Here is a 15220-nt window from a genome sequence, read left to right on the forward strand (position 1 = left end):
GAAAAGGGCTTTCAACGACGTCCCAGGCAGGGTCCAATGTGAGTGATTCCTTTCAGAAGGGGCGCCCAGATGAACGATCTCGATCCGCTATCGCCGGTAGAGGCCAAACTGCTTTCGATGCTCCAGCGCGACGCCTCGCTCTCCGTGGCGGAACTGGCCGAGGCGGCGAACAGCTCTGCCGCGACGGTCTGGCGCCGCATCCGCAGCCTGGAGGAACGCGGCGTGATCGGCCCGCCGGTGCGGCTGGTCGATCCGGCAAAGGTCGGGCGCGGCATGGATGTCTACTGCCAGGTGCGGATGAAGTCGCAGGACGCGCAGGCGCGGGCGGCTTTCCAGCAGGCGGTCGACGACGAACCCGCGATCATGGAGGTCTACTCGGTCACCGGCGAGTGGGACTACATGCTGCACATGGTCGTGCGCGACATCGCCGATTTCGAGGACATCCTGATGCGGCGCCTGCTCGAACTGGACTGCGTGGCGGGCACATCCACCATCTTCGCCCTGCGCCGGATAAAACACACGCGGCAGGTGCCGGTGTGACGGCGGCGGGGCCTCGCGACAGGACCATCCGCTATACAGAGCGTCTTTCCGCAAGGCAGGCTTGACCGGGGGAAAGCTGCGGCCCTGATCCGTGACAGGGCCGCAGCATCTATGTCGGGCGCTTCGGTGAATGCAGGCGCCCGCAACGGCGCTCAGGAGGCCGCCGTCACCCGCCAGATCACGTCGCCCACGTCATCCGCCATCAGCAGCGACTCGCCGTCCGGTCCCAGCGTCACCCCGACAGGCCGTCCGTAGGCCAGCTTCTCGTCCTCCGACAGGAAACCCGACAGGATGTCCCGCGCCGGGCCGCTCGGCTTGCCGCCCTCGAAAGGGATGAAGATCAGCCGGTAGCCGCTCAGCTTCGAGCGGTTCCACGATCCGTGCTGGCCGATCACCATGCCCGCGCCGAAACCGGGCAGGGTGCCTTCGGGCATCCAGCAGAGCCCCAGCGACGCCGTGTGCCCGCCAAGCGCGTAGTCCGGCGTGATCGCCTGCGCGACCATCTCCGGGTCCTGCGCGACGCGGTCGTCCACCGTCTTGCCCCAGTAGCAATAGGGCCAGCCGTAGAACCCGCCGTCCTGAACGGAGGTCAGGTAATCCGGCGGCGTCTCGTCGCCGAGGCCGTCGCGCTCGTTCACCACGGTCCAGAGCTTGCCGGTCACCGGCTCCCACGCCATGCCGACCGCGTTGCGCAGGCCGGAGGCGAAGATGCGCGCCGCGCCCGTGGCCACGTCCAGTTCCCAGATCGCCGCGCGGCCTTCCTCGGCCGCCATGCCCTGGTCGCCGATGTTCGACAGCGACCCGACCCCGGCATAGATCTTCGTCCCGTCGGGCGAGACGATCAGGCTCCGCGTCCAGTGGCCGTGCGGCTTGAAATCGACCAGCTTCTCTCCGTCGCCGGACAGCGCCTCGTCTCCGTCGGCGTAGTCGAAGACCTTTATCCCGTCCGTGTTGCCGAGGTAGAAGCGGTTGCCCACCAGCGCCATGCCGAAAGGCTGGTTCTGGTTTTCGACAAAGACCTTGCGGATCTCCGCCACGCCGTCGCCGTCCGCGTCGCGCCACAGGGTGACGCGGTTGGCGCTCTTGCCGATGGCCTTGACCCGGCGCATCGTCGCCTGCGCGGCGTGATCCATCAGCGTCTTCGGCGGCCCGGCCTGTTCCTTCGACTCCGCCACCAGCACGTCGCCGTTCGGCAGCACCTCGATCCAGCGCGGATGGTCGAGCCCGCTGGCAAAGGCGTTGACCTTGAGCCCGGGCGCGCAGGTCGGCAGTCGGCCGTCCTTCCAGCCTTCGGCAACCGGCATCTTCAGCGTCATGATGCCCTGCGCACGGGCCTCGGGAATGTCGGGCTTTGCGCCAAAGGCCTGATGTGCCGGCGATCCCATGCGCCGCACGTATGCGACGGTGCCGCCCACCAGGGCGGTTGCTTTTGCGATAAGCTCCATGTGTACCTCTCTGTTTGACCGGCACCTTATCCAACGGCGTGGGCGAGCGATACCTGCCTTGTCCGCTCAGAAGGTCAGGCGGACGCAAAGCGGTGGCATCAGGGCGGGGCCATTCGCCCGACGGCAAGGCGTCGCCGCAGTCGCCTCTCCGGACCCTTACGACCAGGGACCGGACTGACGGCGCGCGCGGGTCTTCGGCACGCTGCTGGAAGAGACGGTCGCGGTGTCCCGCACACGTCCCGAACCTGCCTGACCGGCCATGGCGCGCAGGGCAGCGATCCGGTTCTCCGTCGCGGGGTGGGTCGCGAACAGGTTGTCGTGCTTGTGGGCATGCAGCGGGTTGATGATGAACATATGCGCCGTGGCCGGGTTGCGCTCTGCCGCGTGGTTGTCGATGCGGGCCGCGCCCACGGCGATCTTCTCCAGCGCCGAGGCCAGCCAGAGCGGCTGGCCGCAGATCTCCGCCCCGGCCTTGTCGGCGGCGTATTCCCGCGTCCGGCTGATCGCCATCTGCACCAGCGCCGCCGCCAGCGGGGCAAGGAACATCATCAGAAGCGTGCCGATCAGGCCCAGCCTCTCGCGCGAGCCGCCGAAGAACATCGCGAAGTTCGCAAGCATGGAAATCGCCCCGGCGAAGGTCGCCGTCACGGTCATGATCGCCGTGTCGTGGTTGCGGATATGCGCCAGCTCATGCGCGATCACGCCGGCCAGCTCCTCGCGGCTGAGGCTGCGGATCAGGCCCGAGGTCACCGCCACGGCGGCATTCTCGGGGTTCCGCCCGGTGGCAAAGGCATTGGGCTGCGGCGTGTCGATCAGGTAGACCTTGGGCTCCGGCAGGCCGGCGTTGCGCGCCAGTTCGGCCGTGAGGGCGTGCAGCCCCATCCGGTCGCCGCGCACCACCGGCTGCGCGTTGTGCATGCGCAGGACCATGCGGTCCGAGTTCCACCAGGTGAAGACGTTCATCCCCGCCGCCACCAGAAGCGCGATCATCGCGCCGCCCGTGCCGCCGATCAGGTAGCCCACGCCCATGAACAGCGCCGTCATCGCCGCCATGAGCATCGCTGTCTTTACATAGCCCATCCAAGCCTCCGTGCCGCTTCCATGCGGTAATGGATGAGATATGGAGACGGTTCCCGAGCGCGCAAGCATTTGCCGGTGGATGTGAATGATGGGGCAAGGGGCGGCGCTGGACCGGAAGGTGCCGCCGCCGCGCGGCTCCACATCTATTGGAGGCGCGAAAAAAAGGAACCCGCGGGCATGTCACGCCGATGACCCGCGCACATGATATGTCAGACAAAGCCGACAATCCCCACACGCCGTCTTTCCTGCGCAAGGCAGGAGAGGGCGATCCATAGTCAGGGAATAGTGGCGGAGAGACAGGGATTCGAACCCTGGGTGGACTTGCGCCCACAACGGTTTTCGAGACCGCCCCGTTCGACCACTCCGGCACCTCTCCGCGGGGGTCTGGGTAGAGGGGCGTTTAGACAATTCAAAAGGCAGGTGCAACAGCCAAAACAACGGAATTTCGCCGGAGCGCCGCACAGGCCGCGCAACACGGTTGTTGCCGCCCGCCTGCCGGGCTACCTGTAACCCAGCAAACACGCACGAGGACCCGGACAACCCCATGGCCACCGCCACCAGATTCGCGCAGCAGCCCGCGGGGGCAGGGCTCATGCGCATCGCCGCCGCACTGATGCTCTGCCTTGTCGCCGCGCTGCCGCTGCGCGCCGATCCGGCGAAGGAGGGCATCGACGACCTGCTGGATGCGCTGCAGATCGATTCCATGCTCGAGATCATGCGCGTCGAGGGGCTGGCCTACGGGGCCGATCTTGGCGACGACATGTTCCAGGGCGGGGACAACGCCCGCTGGCAGACCCTTCTGTCGCAGATCTACGACGTGCCGAAGATGCACATCGTCATGCGCAACCACTTCGCCCATCTGCTGGACGGCACCGACATCGGGCCGCTGGTCGACTTCTTCTCGTCCGAGACGGGCACCCGCATCGTGCAGCTCGAGCTTTCGGCGCGCCGCGCGATGATCGACGACGAGGTGGAGGACACCGCGCGGCAGGCTTTCCTTGCCGCCGATCTCGACGCGCCGCGGATGCAGCAACTCACCCGCTTCATCGAGGTGAACGACCTGCTCGAGGCCAACGTGGCCGGCGCGCTCAACGCCTCCTTCCAGTTCTACCGCGGGCTGGTGGACGGCGGCGGCCTGGCGATGACGGAGGGCGACATCCTCGCCGACGTCTGGGGGCAGGAGGAAGAGACCCGCGACGACACGCGCGAATGGCTCTATGCCTTCCTGATGCTGGCCTACGAGCCGCTGACGGACGCGGAACTCGCCCAGTACATCGAGATTTCCGCCACGCCCGAGGGGCGTCTTCTGAACCGCGCGCTCTTTGCCGGGTTCAACGCGATGTACGACGAGGTGTCCTATGCGCTGGGGCTCGCCGCGGCGGAACAGATGCAGACGCAGGAGCTGTAGAACAGGGCGCGCCGCGGGGTGCGGAGCGCTTGACAGGCCTGTCGCACGCGCGTATAGGCACCGGACCAAAGGACGGGGCTCAGGCCCCGCCTTTCGTTTTTGAGATACCCGCCCGACGCAGGGCACATCAACCAACGTCTTGAGAAAGACGCGCAGTTCGAGGCCGGGGCAGGCGCCCCGCCAACGCCCGGAACCGGGGGCCGAAGGACGCGGCAGAGAAAAGGAAGACGCGCATGTTCGCGGTGATGAAAACCGGCGGCAAGCAGTACAAGGTCGCAGCCGGCGACACCCTCCGGGTGGAAAAGCTGGCCGCAGACGCTGGCGAGACCGTTCAGTTCAACGACATCCTGATGCTCGGCGGTGACTCCGTCGTCGTCGGTGCACCCTTCGTGTCGGGCGCGGCCGTGCAGGCCGAGGTCGTGGACCAGGTCAAGGGCGAGAAGCTGATCCACTTCGTGAAGCGTCGCCGCAAGCACAGCTCGCAGCGGACCAAGGGCCACCGTCAGCAACTGACCGTCCTGCGGATCACCGAGATCCTGTCCGAAGGCGCAGACAAGACCGGCGTCAAGGCCGCAATCGGCGCGGGCTCCGCTCCGAAGGCCGCGTCGAACGACGCAGCCGCACCCGCAGCCGCCGCAAAGGGTGGCGAAGGTGACGACCTGACCCAGATCACCGGTGTCGGCCCCGCCGCCGCCAAGAAGCTGAACGACGCAGGCATCACGACCTACGCGCAGCTCGCCGCTGTCGACCCGGAAACCTTCGAGGCCACCAAGGTGAAGCCGGAGTGGGTCGAGCAGGCGAAGACCCTCGCGTAACCGATAGTAAGGAGAGAGACACATGGCACATAAAAAGGCAGGCGGTTCCTCCCGCAACGGTCGCGACTCCGCAGGTCGTCGCCTCGGCGTGAAACTTTACGGCGGCCAGGCCGTTATCCCCGGCAACATCATCGTGCGTCAGCGCGGCACGAAGTTCTGGCCGGGCGAAGGCGTCGGCATGGGCCGCGACCACACGATCTTTGCCACGGTCGAGGGCGCCGTCCAGTTCCACAAGGGACTGAAAGGCCGCACCTTCATTTCCGTAATGCCGGCAGCGGAGGCTGCCGAGTAAGCCGGTTTTCAGGTCTGAAAGTTACAGACGGGGGATCGGCCAACCGGCCGGTCCCCTTCGCCTTTTGAGCGACCGGGCCCGGCCTTATATCGGACATGTATGTCCGTTATCCCAGACCTTCGTGATTGCGAGGGATGCACGAGAGGAGAGTGCAGATGGGCCTTGATTTGACGAATGACCTTCCTGTTGTGGAAACCGAACGGTTCGACCTGCGCCCCGTGCGCCGGTCCGACATGGGCCTGTGGGAGCTTTACGCCTCCGACAAGCGCGTGGCCGCCATGACCCCCACGATCCCGCACCCCGTGCCCCCCGGCGCGGCAGAGGCTTTCGTGACCCGCGCCGTGGCGCCGGACCGCGAATGGGACATCTGGGCGATGGACGGGACCCGCGTCGGCGGGTCGGAATTCATGGGCGTGATCAAGCTGATGCGGCTGGACCGCGACCAGTCGGAAATCCGCTACTGGGTGGCGCCCGCCTTCTGGAACACCGGCCTCGCGTCGGAGGCCGTGCGCGCCCTGGTAGAGGCCAACCCGCTGAACAACAAGACGATGTTCGCCTCTGTCTTCCAGGACAACCCGGCCTCGGCCAAGGTGCTGGTGAACTGCGGCTTCGAATACATCGGCGACGCGGAATCCTATTCCGTCGCGCGCCAGTCGAAGGTCCCGACCTGGACCTACCTGAAAAAGCTGAGCTGAGGAGCCCCCCATGTTGCGCACGAAGCGGCTGGTCCTCCGGCCTCTTCGCGCCGGGGACGAGGGCTGGATCACCCGCCACATCGCCGATCCCGAAGTGCATCGCTGGCTGACCTCCGTGCCGCATCCCTACGCGGCGGCGGATGGCGCGGCCTTCGTCGAACGCTTTGCCGGGCGGCCCGGAACGCTGGCGCTGGTCGCTGAGGACGTGCCCTGCGGGGTGTTGACCATCGAGCACGCCAGCCGCCTTGCCGACGACCGTCCGGCGGCGTGGGAACTGGGCTACTGGCTGCGCCGCGACCATTGGGGCAGGGGGCTGATGACCGAAGCGGCAGAGGCCGCGATCCGCCACCACCGCGCCGAACATGGGGCCACCCTCCACAGTGGCTGGATCACCGGCAACGCGGGCTCTGCCCGGGTGCTGGCGAAACTCGGTTTCCATGGCCCGACGCACAGCGAAGAACGGCACGCCTTCTTCCACGGCCGGCCGGTGACGGTAGAGCGGGTGATCCTGCCCGCCGATGCGCCGTTGCCGCCACAACATGACCCCGCGGACGCCCACCCGGCGCACCCGTGACACCCCGCCTGCGCAACGGTCCGGCCCGCGCGCAGTCCGCCCCTTCCACACGCCGGGATCGCTTGTTCCCGTACGCAAATCCCGCTACATCCCGGCCACCCAGTTCGAAAGCACGTTCCGATGAAATTCCTCGATCTCTGCAAGGTCTATGTCCGCTCCGGCTCGGGCGGCAACGGCTCGGTCTCGTTCCGCCGGGAGAAGTTCATCGAGTTCGGCGGCCCCGACGGCGGTGACGGCGGCACGGGCGGTTCCGTCTGGGCAGAGGCCGTGGACGGCCTCAACACGCTGATCGACTTCCGCTACCAGCAGCACTGGTTCGCCCAGAACGGGCAGGGCGGCATGGGCCGCGGCCGCACCGGCAAGAACGGCGACGACATCCTGCTGCGCGTGCCCGTGGGCACGGAGATCATCGACGAGGACGAGGAAACCGTCATCGCCGATCTTTCCACGCTGGGCGACCGCGTCCTGCTGGCCAAGGGCGGCAACGGCGGCTGGGGCAACCTGCGGTTCAAGACCTCCACCAACCAGGCGCCGCGCCGCGCCAACGCCGGTCAGGAAGGCATCGAACGCACCCTCTGGCTGCGGCTGAAGCTGATCGCGGACGTGGGTCTCGTGGGGCTGCCCAACGCGGGCAAGTCCACCTTCCTCGCCGCCACCTCCAACGCCCGGCCGAAGATCGCGGATTACCCGTTCACCACGCTGCACCCGAACCTCGGGGTGGTGAAGGTCGACAACACCGAATTCGTCGTGGCAGACATCCCCGGCCTGATCGAGGGCGCGCACGAAGGCCGTGGCCTGGGCGACATCTTCCTCGGCCATATCGAGCGGAGCGCTGTCCTTCTGCACCTGATCGACGGCACCTCCGGCACGCTGATCGAGGACTGGCAGACCATCTGCGACGAACTCGACGCCTACGGCGAGGGGCTGACCGACAAGCCCCGCATCACCGTGCTGAACAAGATCGACGCCATGGACGACGAGGAACGCGCCTTCCTCAAGGACGAACTGGAGGCCGCCGGGGCCGAGAACGTCATGCTGATGTCCGGCGCCACCAAGGAAGGCGTGACCGAGGTGCTGCGCGCGCTCCGGCCGCATGTCGATGCCCGCCGCGCAGCCGACCGTCCCGCCGATCCGGAGGACGAGGAGGACAAGCCTTGGAAGCCCTGACCGCCTCGCGCAGGCTGGTGGTCAAGATCGGTTCTGCGCTGCTGGTGGACCGCAAGACCGGCGACCTGCGCCGGGACTGGCTCGCCGCCATCGCCGAGGACATCGCCGAACAGAAGGCCGCCGGCAAGGACGTGATCCTGGTCTCCTCCGGCTCCATCGCGCTGGGGCGCGGGCTGCTCGGCCTGCCGCAGACCACGCTGCCGCTGGAACAGGCTCAGGCCGCCGCCGCCTGCGGCCAGATCCGCCTTGCCCACGCCTGGGCTGAGGCGCTGGCCCGCCACGGTCTGATCACCGCGCAGGTGCTGGTGACGCTTGAGGATTCCGCCGACCGCCGCCGCTACCTGAACGCCCGCGCCACGCTGGCCACGCTGCTCAGCCACGGCGCCGTGCCCATCGTGAACGAGAACGACACCGTCGCCACGGACGAGATCCGCTATGGCGACAACGACCGCCTCGCGGCGCAGATCGCCGTCACCACCGGCGCCGACCTGCTGATCCTGCTGTCGGATGTCGATGGGCTCTATACCGGCAACCCCGGCAACGACCCGCAGGCACAGCGCCTCGCGACGGTGAACGATATAACACCGCAGGTCGAGGCGATGGCCGGTGACGCGGGCTCGGGCCTATCCAAGGGCGGGATGAAGACCAAGGTGATGGCCGCCAAGACCGCCATGGCCTCCGGCTGCGCCATGGTCATCATGCACGGGGCGGCGGATCACCCGCTGGCGCGCCTCAGGGACGGGGCGCCGCACACGCTGTTCGTTGCCGACATGGACCCGCACGCTGCCCGCAAGCGCTGGATCGCCGCGATGAAGTCGCAGGGCACGCTGATCATCGACGCGGGCGCCACGCAGGCGCTGGCCCGCGGGAAAAGCCTGCTGCCCGCAGGTCTCACCCGTGTCGAAGGCACCTTCGGCCGGGGCGACCCGGTGACGCTGCGCGCCCCCGACGGCACCACGCTGGGGCAGGGGCTCGCCCGCTACACCGCCGCCGAGGCGCGCCAGATCGCCGGCCACCACAGCGCCGAGATCGAGCAGATCCTCGGCTATCCGGGGCGCGCCGTGCTTGTCCATCGCGACGACATGGCGCTCTGACCCGTTCTGAACCGGGGCGCGCGCGGGCGTCCGAAGAACTGGCGCCCTGCGCGCATCCCCTGTAAAAATACCCCTCGAACCCCAACCACGAAGGCAAGGCCCATGAAGGATCTCACCGACATCCCCGCCCTGATGCAGGACATCGGCACGCGCGCGCGCGCCGCCGCAGCGGATCTCGCCTTCGCACCAGCCGCTGCCAAGCAGAAGGCGCTCGAATCCGCCGCAGCTCACCTGTGGGACAACCGCGCCGCCATCGTCGAGGCCAACGCAAAGGACCTCGACTACGGGCGCGAAAAGGGTCTCTCGGACGCGATGATGGACCGCCTGACCCTGACGGAGGACCGCATCGCCGCGATCCGCGACAGCCTGATCGCCGTGGCGCAGCAGGACGATCCCGTGGGCAAGGTCATCGCCGAATGGGACCAGCCCTCGGGCCTGCACATCCGGCGCGTGCGCACACCGCTCGGCGTGATCGGCGTGATCTACGAATCCCGGCCCAACGTGACCGCGGACGCGGGCGCGCTCTGCCTGAAGTCGGGCAATGCGGTGATCCTGCGCGGCGGCTCTGAATCGCTGCACTCCAGCGCCGCGATCCACGCCAGCCTCGTGCACGGCCTGCAGGAGGCCGGTCTGCCCGAGGATGCGATCCAGATGGTGCCGACCCGCGACCGGGCCGCCGTCTCCGAGATGCTGACCATGACCGATTACATCGACGTCATCATCCCGCGCGGCGGCAAGGGCCTCGTGGGTCTTGTCCAGCGCGAGGCCCGCGTGCCGGTCTTCGCCCACCTCGAAGGCATCGTGCACATCTACATCGACAAGGACGCCGACCCGGTGAAGGCGCTCTCGGTCGTCAAGAACGCCAAGACCCGGCGCACCGGCATCTGCGGCGCCGCCGAATGCCTGCTGATCCACCGCGACGTGGTCGACGACATCGGGCAGGGCATCATCCGGGCGCTGATCGACGCCGGGGTGGAGGTGCGCGCCGACGAGACCCTGCGCGCCATCGCCGGCACCGAGGAGGCGACAGAGGCCGACTGGGGCAAGGAATACCTCGACATGGTGATCGCCGCGAAGGTGGTGGACGACATCGACGCCGCCATCGCGCACATCCGGCGCTACGGCTCGAACCACACCGACTGCATCATCACCGAGGACGATGCCGCCGCCGCCCGGTTCTTCCAGCGGCTCGATTCGGCGATCCTGATGCGCAACGTCTCGACGCAGTTCGCCGACGGCGGAGAGTTCGGCATGGGCGCCGAGATCGGCATCGCCACCGGCAAGATGCACGCCCGCGGCCCGGTGGGGGTCGAGCAGCTCACCTCGTTCAAGTACCTCGTCGAAGGCGACGGCATCCTGCGGAAGTGACGATGCTGACGGCACCCGCCCTGCGCGACATGACGTAGGGCGGGGCTTCGCGCCGCCGCCCCGCTCCGCTCCGGGCGGGCCGCTCCGGGACCTTGCGTCAGGCGATCTTCAGGGTGATCGAATCGTCCGTCAGGGTGGCCAGCAACTGCCGCCCGCGCACTGCTGCGAGGATCGGCAGCAACGCGAAATGCACCTTGTCGGGCGGCGGCGTGTCCAGCGGCGCCGCGCCGTTGATGTGATCCCAGTACGTCCGGTCGCCGTTGATCCGTGCGCCCGATGCGCGCACCGTCCAGCCGGCCGCGTCGTTCTCGATCCGCACGGCGCCGCCCATGGGCAGCGCGCTCTCGCAGCACTGGAAGGCCAGGAAGCAGAGCTGCACCTCCGGGCGCGGCTGGTCCTCCGCCGCCGACCATTCCGCCGTCAGCCGCCCGCCGCTGGTCACGCCCGACAGGATGCCGGCGATCTCGCGGCGCGACATCATCTGCGCCTCGCCCGCCGCGCCATAGGCCACCCGGAAGAACCGGATGCGCGCCGCGGCGCTGGCGCAGCTGTCCTGGATCAGCGTCATCTCCGGGCTGGACTGGTCGGCCCCCGACAGGGCAATCAGCTCAAGTCCGTTCTGGATCGCACCGATCGGGCTGATAAGGTCGTGGCACAGGCGCGACCCCACAAGTGCTGCGAGCGTGGCGCTGACATTCTGCATTTCTATCTCCACAAGGACGAACGGACATGAACGACATCAACGCCTTGCTGGAGCCCGGTCAGATCGTCCGCCATCCGGATCAGCCGGATTGGGGCCTGGGTCAGGTCCAGTCCAACATCGACGGGCGCATCACCGTCAATTTCAGGGAACAGGGCAAGGTCGTGCTCGACGGCTCGGTCGTGGCCCTCGTTCCCGTGTTCGAAACCTAAACTAGGGCGTCACCGGTTGACAAATGGTTAACCACTGTGCGGTCGCGGCAAGCGCCACGCCCGGCAATTGGGCGTTTCCAAACCGGGCCGAGATGCTCTAGAACGCGCCCGGATACGGGGTGGCACAGGGCGCCGGGCGGCCGGCGGAACGAAACACATGAGCGACAGCTTTACAGTGCGGCTGGCCCGGGACGCGGCGGACGTGGCGGCGGCGCAGCGGCTGCGCTACGACGTCTTCGTGGCCGAGCTGGGCGGCGACGGCCCGCTGGTCGATCACGAGAACCGGCTGGAACGCGACCGCTTCGACCCGTTCTTCGATCACCTGCTGGTCTGCGACCCGGCGCGCGGCGACATGGTGGTGGGGGTCTACCGGCTCCTGCGCGACGACCGCGCGGCGGAGGCCGGGCAGTTCTACTCGGAGGACGAATACGACCTCGGGCCGCTGCGCCGCTCGGGCCGCAGGCTGCTGGAGCTGGGGCGCTCCTGCCTGCATCCCGACTACCGCGGCGGACCTGCGATGTTCCACCTCTGGCAGGGGCTGGCCGCCTACGTGACCGACCACGGCATCGAGGTGCTGTTCGGCACCGCCAGCTTCCACGGCACCGACATCGCGCGGCTGGCGCAGCCGCTGTCGCTCCTGCACCACCGCCACCTCGCGCCGCCGGACCTGCGGGTGCGCGCCCGCAATTTCCAGGACATGAACCTGGTCCCCGAGGCCGATATCGACCGGGTGGGCGCGATGCTCGAGGTGCCCGCGCTGATCAAGGCCTACCTCAGGCTCGGCGGCTGCGTGGGCGAGGGCGCCTACGTCGACCACGCCTTCAACACCACCGACGTCTGCCTCGTGATGGACACCGCCCGCATGACCGAGCGGCAGCGCGCGGTCTACACGCGGGAGCGGGCGACATGAGCTACACCTGGGAGGGGGAAGAGCCGCCGGCCCATCCGCCCTTCACCCTGTCCGAACGGCTGCGCGTGGCCTGGCGCGGCACGCCGATCGCGCTGGTGCTGGTGACGGGGCTGCTGCTCATGATGCTCCTGCGCCTCATCGAGCGTCCGCTGCACGGCATGGACCGCCCCTGGACGCCGCACATCACCCGCGTGGTCTGCCGCTTCGTGCTGCGGATCATGGGGCTGAAGGTCAGGGCGGGCGGCAGCCCGCCCGCGCCGCGCGGCGCGCTTGTGGCCAACCATTCCTCCTGGCTCGACATCTTCGTGCTGAACAGCCGCTGGCCGGTCTACTTCGTCTCCAAGGCGGAGGTGGCGGGCTGGCCGGGTATCGGCCTCCTGGCGCGGGCGACCGGCACTGTCTTCATCACCCGCGACCGCCGCGATGCCGCCGCGCAGACTGCGCTTTTCCGCGAACGGCTGGCCCACGGCCACCGGCTGCTGTTCTTTCCCGAGGGCACCTCGACCGACGGCCTGCGCGTCCTGACCTTCCGCACGCCGCTCTTTGCCGCCTTCTTCGACGAGGACCTGGTGCACGAGGTGTCGGTGCAGGCGGTCAGCCTCGCCTACCACGCGCCCGAAGGCGCCGATCCGCGGTTCTATGGCTGGTGGGGCGGCATGGACTTCGCGCCCTCGCTGGCCCGCGTGCTGGCGCAGCGGCGGCAGGGATCGGTGGACCTGGTCTGCCATGCGCCGGTGCGGGTCGACGATTACGCCAACCGCAAGAGCCTGGCCCACGCGCTGGAGACGCAGGTCCGCGCGGGGCACGAGCGGGCGCTGTCGCGGAAGGGGTGACGGGGGAAAGAAGGGCGTATCGCCGTGCCTGCGGCCCGGCGATACGCCGGGGGCGCTGCCCCCGGACCCCCGAGGTATTTCGGCCAAGATGAAGGAGCGGGGCGGGCCCCGGGCTCAGCCGGGGATCATGGCGGCCTGCAGGCGTTTCAGCGCGGCCAGCGGGTCATCGTCGTTCCAGATCTCCTCGCCCACGGCGAAGAAGTCGGCGAAGGGGGCGAGGGTTGCAATGTTCTCGGGGTCGAGGCCGCCTTCGGCCACGACCGGAACCTCGATCACCTCGGACCACCACTGGAACAGCTCGGTTTCGGCGTGGGCGCCGTCGCCCAGGGCGCCGCCCACCGGGCCGAAGGTCACGTAATCCGCACCGGCTTCGCCCGCCGACATGCCCTCGTGCCGGGACTGGCCGCAGTGGCAGCCGACGATGGCATCGGGTCCCAGCGTCTTGCGGGCGGCGCGGACGCCGCGCCCGCCGTCGAGCAGGTGCACACCGTCGAGGCCCAGCCGTTCCGCCAGCACCACGTGGGTGTCGATCACCAGCGCCACGTCGGCGGCATGGGCGACCTCGCGCACGGCATCGGCGGCGCGCATCAGGCGGTCCTCGTCGCGGGTGGCCAGCGACAGGCGCAGGCAGGCGATCTCGGCCCCGTCCAGCACGCGCCTCAGCTCGGCCGGAAAGCGCGAAAGCTCGATTTCCGGCGGGGTGACGAGGTAGATCTGGGGGGTCTCGGGCTGGGTCATCGGGTCCTCTCCTGACGGAGGCCCTCTTAGCGCGGGATTTTCCGTTTGACCATGGGGATTTGTGGCGGGGTTTCGCGCGTAGCCGCCGGTGAAGGGGGCAATCCTGCCTCTGGCGGGGGCTTGTGCTGCCGGGGCGGGCGTTCTAGGCGGGGGCGATCGAGACGGAGGGGCCATGACCCGAGGGACACAGCAGCCGGCCATCGTGCTGGTCCGCCCGCAGATGGGCGAGAACATCGGCGCTGCGGCGCGGGCCATGTGGAATTTCGGGCTGGACCGGATGCGGGTCGTGGGGCCGCGCGACGGCTGGCCGAACCCGAAGGCGGTGGCCATGGCCTCCGGCGCGGGGCGCCTGCTGGACGAGGCGCAGCACACCGACACGCTGGCCGATGCGCTGGCGGACTGCCATTTCGTGCTGGCCACCACGGCGCGGTCGCGCGACCTGACGAAGACGGTCTACGAGCCGCGCGAAGCCATGGCCGAGGCCGCCCGCCGGATCGCCGCGGGCCAGCGCGTGGCGGTGATGTTCGGCCCCGAGCGCGCGGGGCTGGAGAACGAGGACGTGGCGCAGGCCAGTGCCATCGTCACCGTCCCGGTCAACCCGGAGTTCTACTCCCTGAACCTCGCGCAATGCGTGCTCCTGATGTCCTACGAATGGCAGCGCGCCACGGCGGAATTTGCGCCCAAGGCGGAGGCGCTGGCAGGGACCGAGGTCGCCGAGGGCCACGAGGTCGAGCATCTGGCCCGGCACTACGAGCAGCAGCTGGACGAGGCGGGGTTCTTCTTTCCCGAGACCAAGGCCGAAGGCATGAAGCTCAACCTGCGCAACATGTGGTCGCGCATGCCGCTCACCCGGGCCGACGTGCAGATGCTGCACGGCATGATGCGCCAGATGGTGCGGTGGGCCAATAAAAAGGCCGGCTGATCCTTGGGGGGGATCAGCCGGCCAGTCAGCCGGGCCGGACAGGGAGGAAACCGGCCTGCTGGGGACGTCGTGCCGCGTCAGTAGCTGTAGCCGTTGGGCCGGTAGCTGGGCTGGCGGTAGGTGTTCTTCGGTTGGGCGGCGCGCGGTGCGCAGGCCTGACCCCGCAGGTATTTCGCGGAGACCCAGTAATAGGCGTTGTGCCAGGTCACCTTGGCCCAGCCGTTGGCGTAACCCACGGCGTTCAGCTCGGTGCAGGCGGGGAAGGTGGTGACCTTTGCGTAGTGCGTGCCCGGCCCGCTGCGAGCGTTCAGCGCGCTGCCGCCCACCCAGACCTGATCGGCCAGGGCCGCCGTTCCCGCAAGGCTCGCTGTGGCGATGGCGGCGGAAAGCAGGATCGTCTTCATCGGGGCACCCTCGTTTGCAAATC

Annotated in this window: 18 protein-coding genes and 1 tRNA gene; 13 read left to right on the forward strand and 6 right to left on the reverse strand. The window is 68.5% G+C overall.

Going from position 1 to position 15220, the window contains the following annotated elements; genetic code table 11:
• The first annotated feature begins 69 nt into the window (after window positions 1–69).
• Entirely contained in the window at window positions 70–540 is a 471-nt protein-coding gene (locus CDO87_RS20215; RefSeq protein ID WP_100930451.1) for an Lrp/AsnC family transcriptional regulator, read from the forward strand.
• 152 nt (window positions 541–692) lie between these two features.
• On the opposite strand, the gene CDO87_RS20220 is transcribed toward CDO87_RS20215, so the two are convergent.
• From CDO87_RS20220 to CDO87_RS20230, 3 genes are all read right to left on the reverse strand, one after another.
• Complete coding sequence (locus CDO87_RS20220; RefSeq protein ID WP_100930452.1) at window positions 693–1985, reverse strand: sorbosone dehydrogenase family protein; 1293 nt, start codon at window positions 1983–1985, stop codon at window positions 693–695.
• A gap of 156 nt (window positions 1986–2141) precedes the next feature.
• Entirely contained in the window at window positions 2142–3065 is a 924-nt protein-coding gene (gene htpX, locus CDO87_RS20225; RefSeq protein ID WP_100930453.1) for a zinc metalloprotease HtpX, read from the reverse strand.
• Window positions 3066–3351: 286 nt separating this feature from the next.
• Window positions 3352–3441: transfer RNA gene (locus CDO87_RS20230), tRNA-Ser, on the reverse strand.
• Window positions 3442–3609: 168 nt separating this feature from the next.
• Here CDO87_RS20230 and CDO87_RS20235 point away from each other — a divergent pair.
• The 8 genes from CDO87_RS20235 (at window position 3610) to CDO87_RS20270 (ending at window position 10478) form a co-directional block, all read left to right on the forward strand.
• On the forward strand, window positions 3610–4473 hold the full coding sequence (locus CDO87_RS20235) for a DUF2059 domain-containing protein (RefSeq protein WP_254698220.1): 864 nt from the start codon (window positions 3610–3612) through the stop codon (window positions 4471–4473).
• Between the two features lie 233 nt (window positions 4474–4706).
• Entirely contained in the window at window positions 4707–5288 is a 582-nt protein-coding gene (locus CDO87_RS20240) for a 50S ribosomal protein L21 (RefSeq protein ID WP_100930454.1), read from the forward strand.
• A gap of 22 nt (window positions 5289–5310) precedes the next feature.
• The gene (gene rpmA, locus CDO87_RS20245; protein ID WP_005857992.1) at window positions 5311–5580 is read left to right on the forward strand and encodes a 50S ribosomal protein L27; all 270 of its coding nucleotides are present in this window, start codon (window positions 5311–5313) and stop codon (window positions 5578–5580) included.
• 155 nt (window positions 5581–5735) lie between these two features.
• A complete protein-coding gene (locus CDO87_RS20250; RefSeq protein WP_100930455.1) occupies window positions 5736–6275 on the forward strand; it encodes a GNAT family N-acetyltransferase in 540 nt (179 codons plus the stop codon).
• A gap of 10 nt (window positions 6276–6285) precedes the next feature.
• The gene (locus CDO87_RS20255; RefSeq protein ID WP_100930456.1) at window positions 6286–6849 is read left to right on the forward strand and encodes a GNAT family N-acetyltransferase; all 564 of its coding nucleotides are present in this window, start codon (window positions 6286–6288) and stop codon (window positions 6847–6849) included.
• A 120-nt stretch (window positions 6850–6969) separates the two neighbouring features.
• Window positions 6970–8016, forward strand: coding sequence for a GTPase ObgE (gene obgE, locus CDO87_RS20260; protein ID WP_100930457.1), 1047 nt, complete (start codon window positions 6970–6972; stop codon window positions 8014–8016).
• A complete protein-coding gene (proB, locus tag CDO87_RS20265; protein WP_100930458.1) occupies window positions 8004–9110 on the forward strand; it encodes a glutamate 5-kinase in 1107 nt (368 codons plus the stop codon). The genes obgE and proB overlap by 13 nt, the downstream gene beginning before the upstream one ends.
• Window positions 9111–9212: 102 nt before the next feature.
• The gene (locus CDO87_RS20270) at window positions 9213–10478 is read left to right on the forward strand and encodes a glutamate-5-semialdehyde dehydrogenase (protein ID WP_100930459.1); all 1266 of its coding nucleotides are present in this window, start codon (window positions 9213–9215) and stop codon (window positions 10476–10478) included.
• A gap of 97 nt (window positions 10479–10575) precedes the next feature.
• On the opposite strand, the gene CDO87_RS20275 is transcribed toward CDO87_RS20270, so the two are convergent.
• The gene (locus CDO87_RS20275) at window positions 10576–11181 is read right to left on the reverse strand and encodes a histidine phosphotransferase family protein (RefSeq protein WP_254698221.1); all 606 of its coding nucleotides are present in this window, start codon (window positions 11179–11181) and stop codon (window positions 10576–10578) included.
• A 26-nt stretch (window positions 11182–11207) separates the two neighbouring features.
• Between CDO87_RS20275 and CDO87_RS20280 the strand changes: the two genes are divergently transcribed.
• From CDO87_RS20280 to CDO87_RS20290, 3 genes are all read left to right on the forward strand, one after another.
• Window positions 11208–11390, forward strand: a complete 183-nt coding sequence (locus tag CDO87_RS20280) for a DUF3553 domain-containing protein (protein ID WP_005857999.1) — start codon at window positions 11208–11210, stop codon at window positions 11388–11390.
• Between the two features lie 157 nt (window positions 11391–11547).
• Complete coding sequence (locus CDO87_RS20285) at window positions 11548–12300, forward strand: GNAT family N-acetyltransferase (RefSeq protein ID WP_100930460.1); 753 nt, start codon at window positions 11548–11550, stop codon at window positions 12298–12300.
• Window positions 12297–13133, forward strand: coding sequence for a 1-acyl-sn-glycerol-3-phosphate acyltransferase (locus tag CDO87_RS20290; RefSeq protein ID WP_100930461.1), 837 nt, complete (start codon window positions 12297–12299; stop codon window positions 13131–13133). Before CDO87_RS20285 ends, CDO87_RS20290 begins: the two co-directional genes overlap by 4 nt.
• 114 nt (window positions 13134–13247) lie before the next feature.
• On the opposite strand, the gene CDO87_RS20295 is transcribed toward CDO87_RS20290, so the two are convergent.
• Window positions 13248–13871, reverse strand: a complete 624-nt coding sequence (locus tag CDO87_RS20295; RefSeq protein ID WP_100930462.1) for a thiamine phosphate synthase — start codon at window positions 13869–13871, stop codon at window positions 13248–13250.
• 172 nt (window positions 13872–14043) lie between these two features.
• On the opposite strand from CDO87_RS20295, the gene CDO87_RS20300 reads away from it, so the two are divergent.
• Complete coding sequence (locus tag CDO87_RS20300; RefSeq protein ID WP_100930463.1) at window positions 14044–14793, forward strand: RNA methyltransferase; 750 nt, start codon at window positions 14044–14046, stop codon at window positions 14791–14793.
• A 77-nt stretch (window positions 14794–14870) separates the two neighbouring features.
• Here the strand turns inward: CDO87_RS20300 and CDO87_RS20305 are convergent, their stop codons facing one another.
• Complete coding sequence (locus tag CDO87_RS20305; protein ID WP_100930464.1) at window positions 14871–15197, reverse strand: SH3 domain-containing protein; 327 nt, start codon at window positions 15195–15197, stop codon at window positions 14871–14873.
• Between the last annotated feature and the right edge of the window lie 23 nt (window positions 15198–15220).

The sequence above is a fragment of the Sagittula sp. P11 genome, assembly GCF_002814095.1.
GTDB lineage: Bacteria > Pseudomonadota > Alphaproteobacteria > Rhodobacterales > Rhodobacteraceae > Sagittula.

Bases quoted from the DNA above. Each gene is read 5' to 3' on its own strand.
- CDO87_RS20215 (WP_100930451.1), top strand. From the start codon at position 70: ATGAACGATCTCGATCCGCTATCGCCGGTAGAGGCCAAACTGCTTTCG.
- htpX (WP_100930453.1), bottom strand. From the start codon at position 3,065: ATGGGCTATGTAAAGACAGCGATGCTCATGGCGGCGATGACGGCGCTG.
- CDO87_RS20300 (WP_100930463.1), top strand. From the start codon at position 14,044: ATGACCCGAGGGACACAGCAGCCGGCCATCGTGCTGGTCCGCCCGCAG.
- CDO87_RS20250 (WP_100930455.1), top strand. From the start codon at position 5,736: ATGGGCCTTGATTTGACGAATGACCTTCCTGTTGTGGAAACCGAACGG.
- CDO87_RS20305 (WP_100930464.1), bottom strand. From the start codon at position 15,197: ATGAAGACGATCCTGCTTTCCGCCGCCATCGCCACAGCGAGCCTTGCG.
- rpmA (WP_005857992.1), top strand. From the start codon at position 5,311: ATGGCACATAAAAAGGCAGGCGGTTCCTCCCGCAACGGTCGCGACTCC.
- CDO87_RS20240 (WP_100930454.1), top strand. From the start codon at position 4,707: ATGTTCGCGGTGATGAAAACCGGCGGCAAGCAGTACAAGGTCGCAGCC.
- CDO87_RS20220 (WP_100930452.1), bottom strand. From the start codon at position 1,985: ATGGAGCTTATCGCAAAAGCAACCGCCCTGGTGGGCGGCACCGTCGCA.
- CDO87_RS20270 (WP_100930459.1), top strand. From the start codon at position 9,213: ATGAAGGATCTCACCGACATCCCCGCCCTGATGCAGGACATCGGCACG.
- CDO87_RS20235 (WP_254698220.1), top strand. From the start codon at position 3,610: ATGGCCACCGCCACCAGATTCGCGCAGCAGCCCGCGGGGGCAGGGCTC.
- CDO87_RS20255 (WP_100930456.1), top strand. From the start codon at position 6,286: ATGTTGCGCACGAAGCGGCTGGTCCTCCGGCCTCTTCGCGCCGGGGAC.
- CDO87_RS20290 (WP_100930461.1), top strand. From the start codon at position 12,297: ATGAGCTACACCTGGGAGGGGGAAGAGCCGCCGGCCCATCCGCCCTTC.
- CDO87_RS20280 (WP_005857999.1), top strand. From the start codon at position 11,208: ATGAACGACATCAACGCCTTGCTGGAGCCCGGTCAGATCGTCCGCCAT.
- obgE (WP_100930457.1), top strand. From the start codon at position 6,970: ATGAAATTCCTCGATCTCTGCAAGGTCTATGTCCGCTCCGGCTCGGGC.
- CDO87_RS20285 (WP_100930460.1), top strand. From the start codon at position 11,548: ATGAGCGACAGCTTTACAGTGCGGCTGGCCCGGGACGCGGCGGACGTG.
- CDO87_RS20295 (WP_100930462.1), bottom strand. From the start codon at position 13,871: ATGACCCAGCCCGAGACCCCCCAGATCTACCTCGTCACCCCGCCGGAA.
- CDO87_RS20275 (WP_254698221.1), bottom strand. From the start codon at position 11,181: ATGCAGAATGTCAGCGCCACGCTCGCAGCACTTGTGGGGTCGCGCCTG.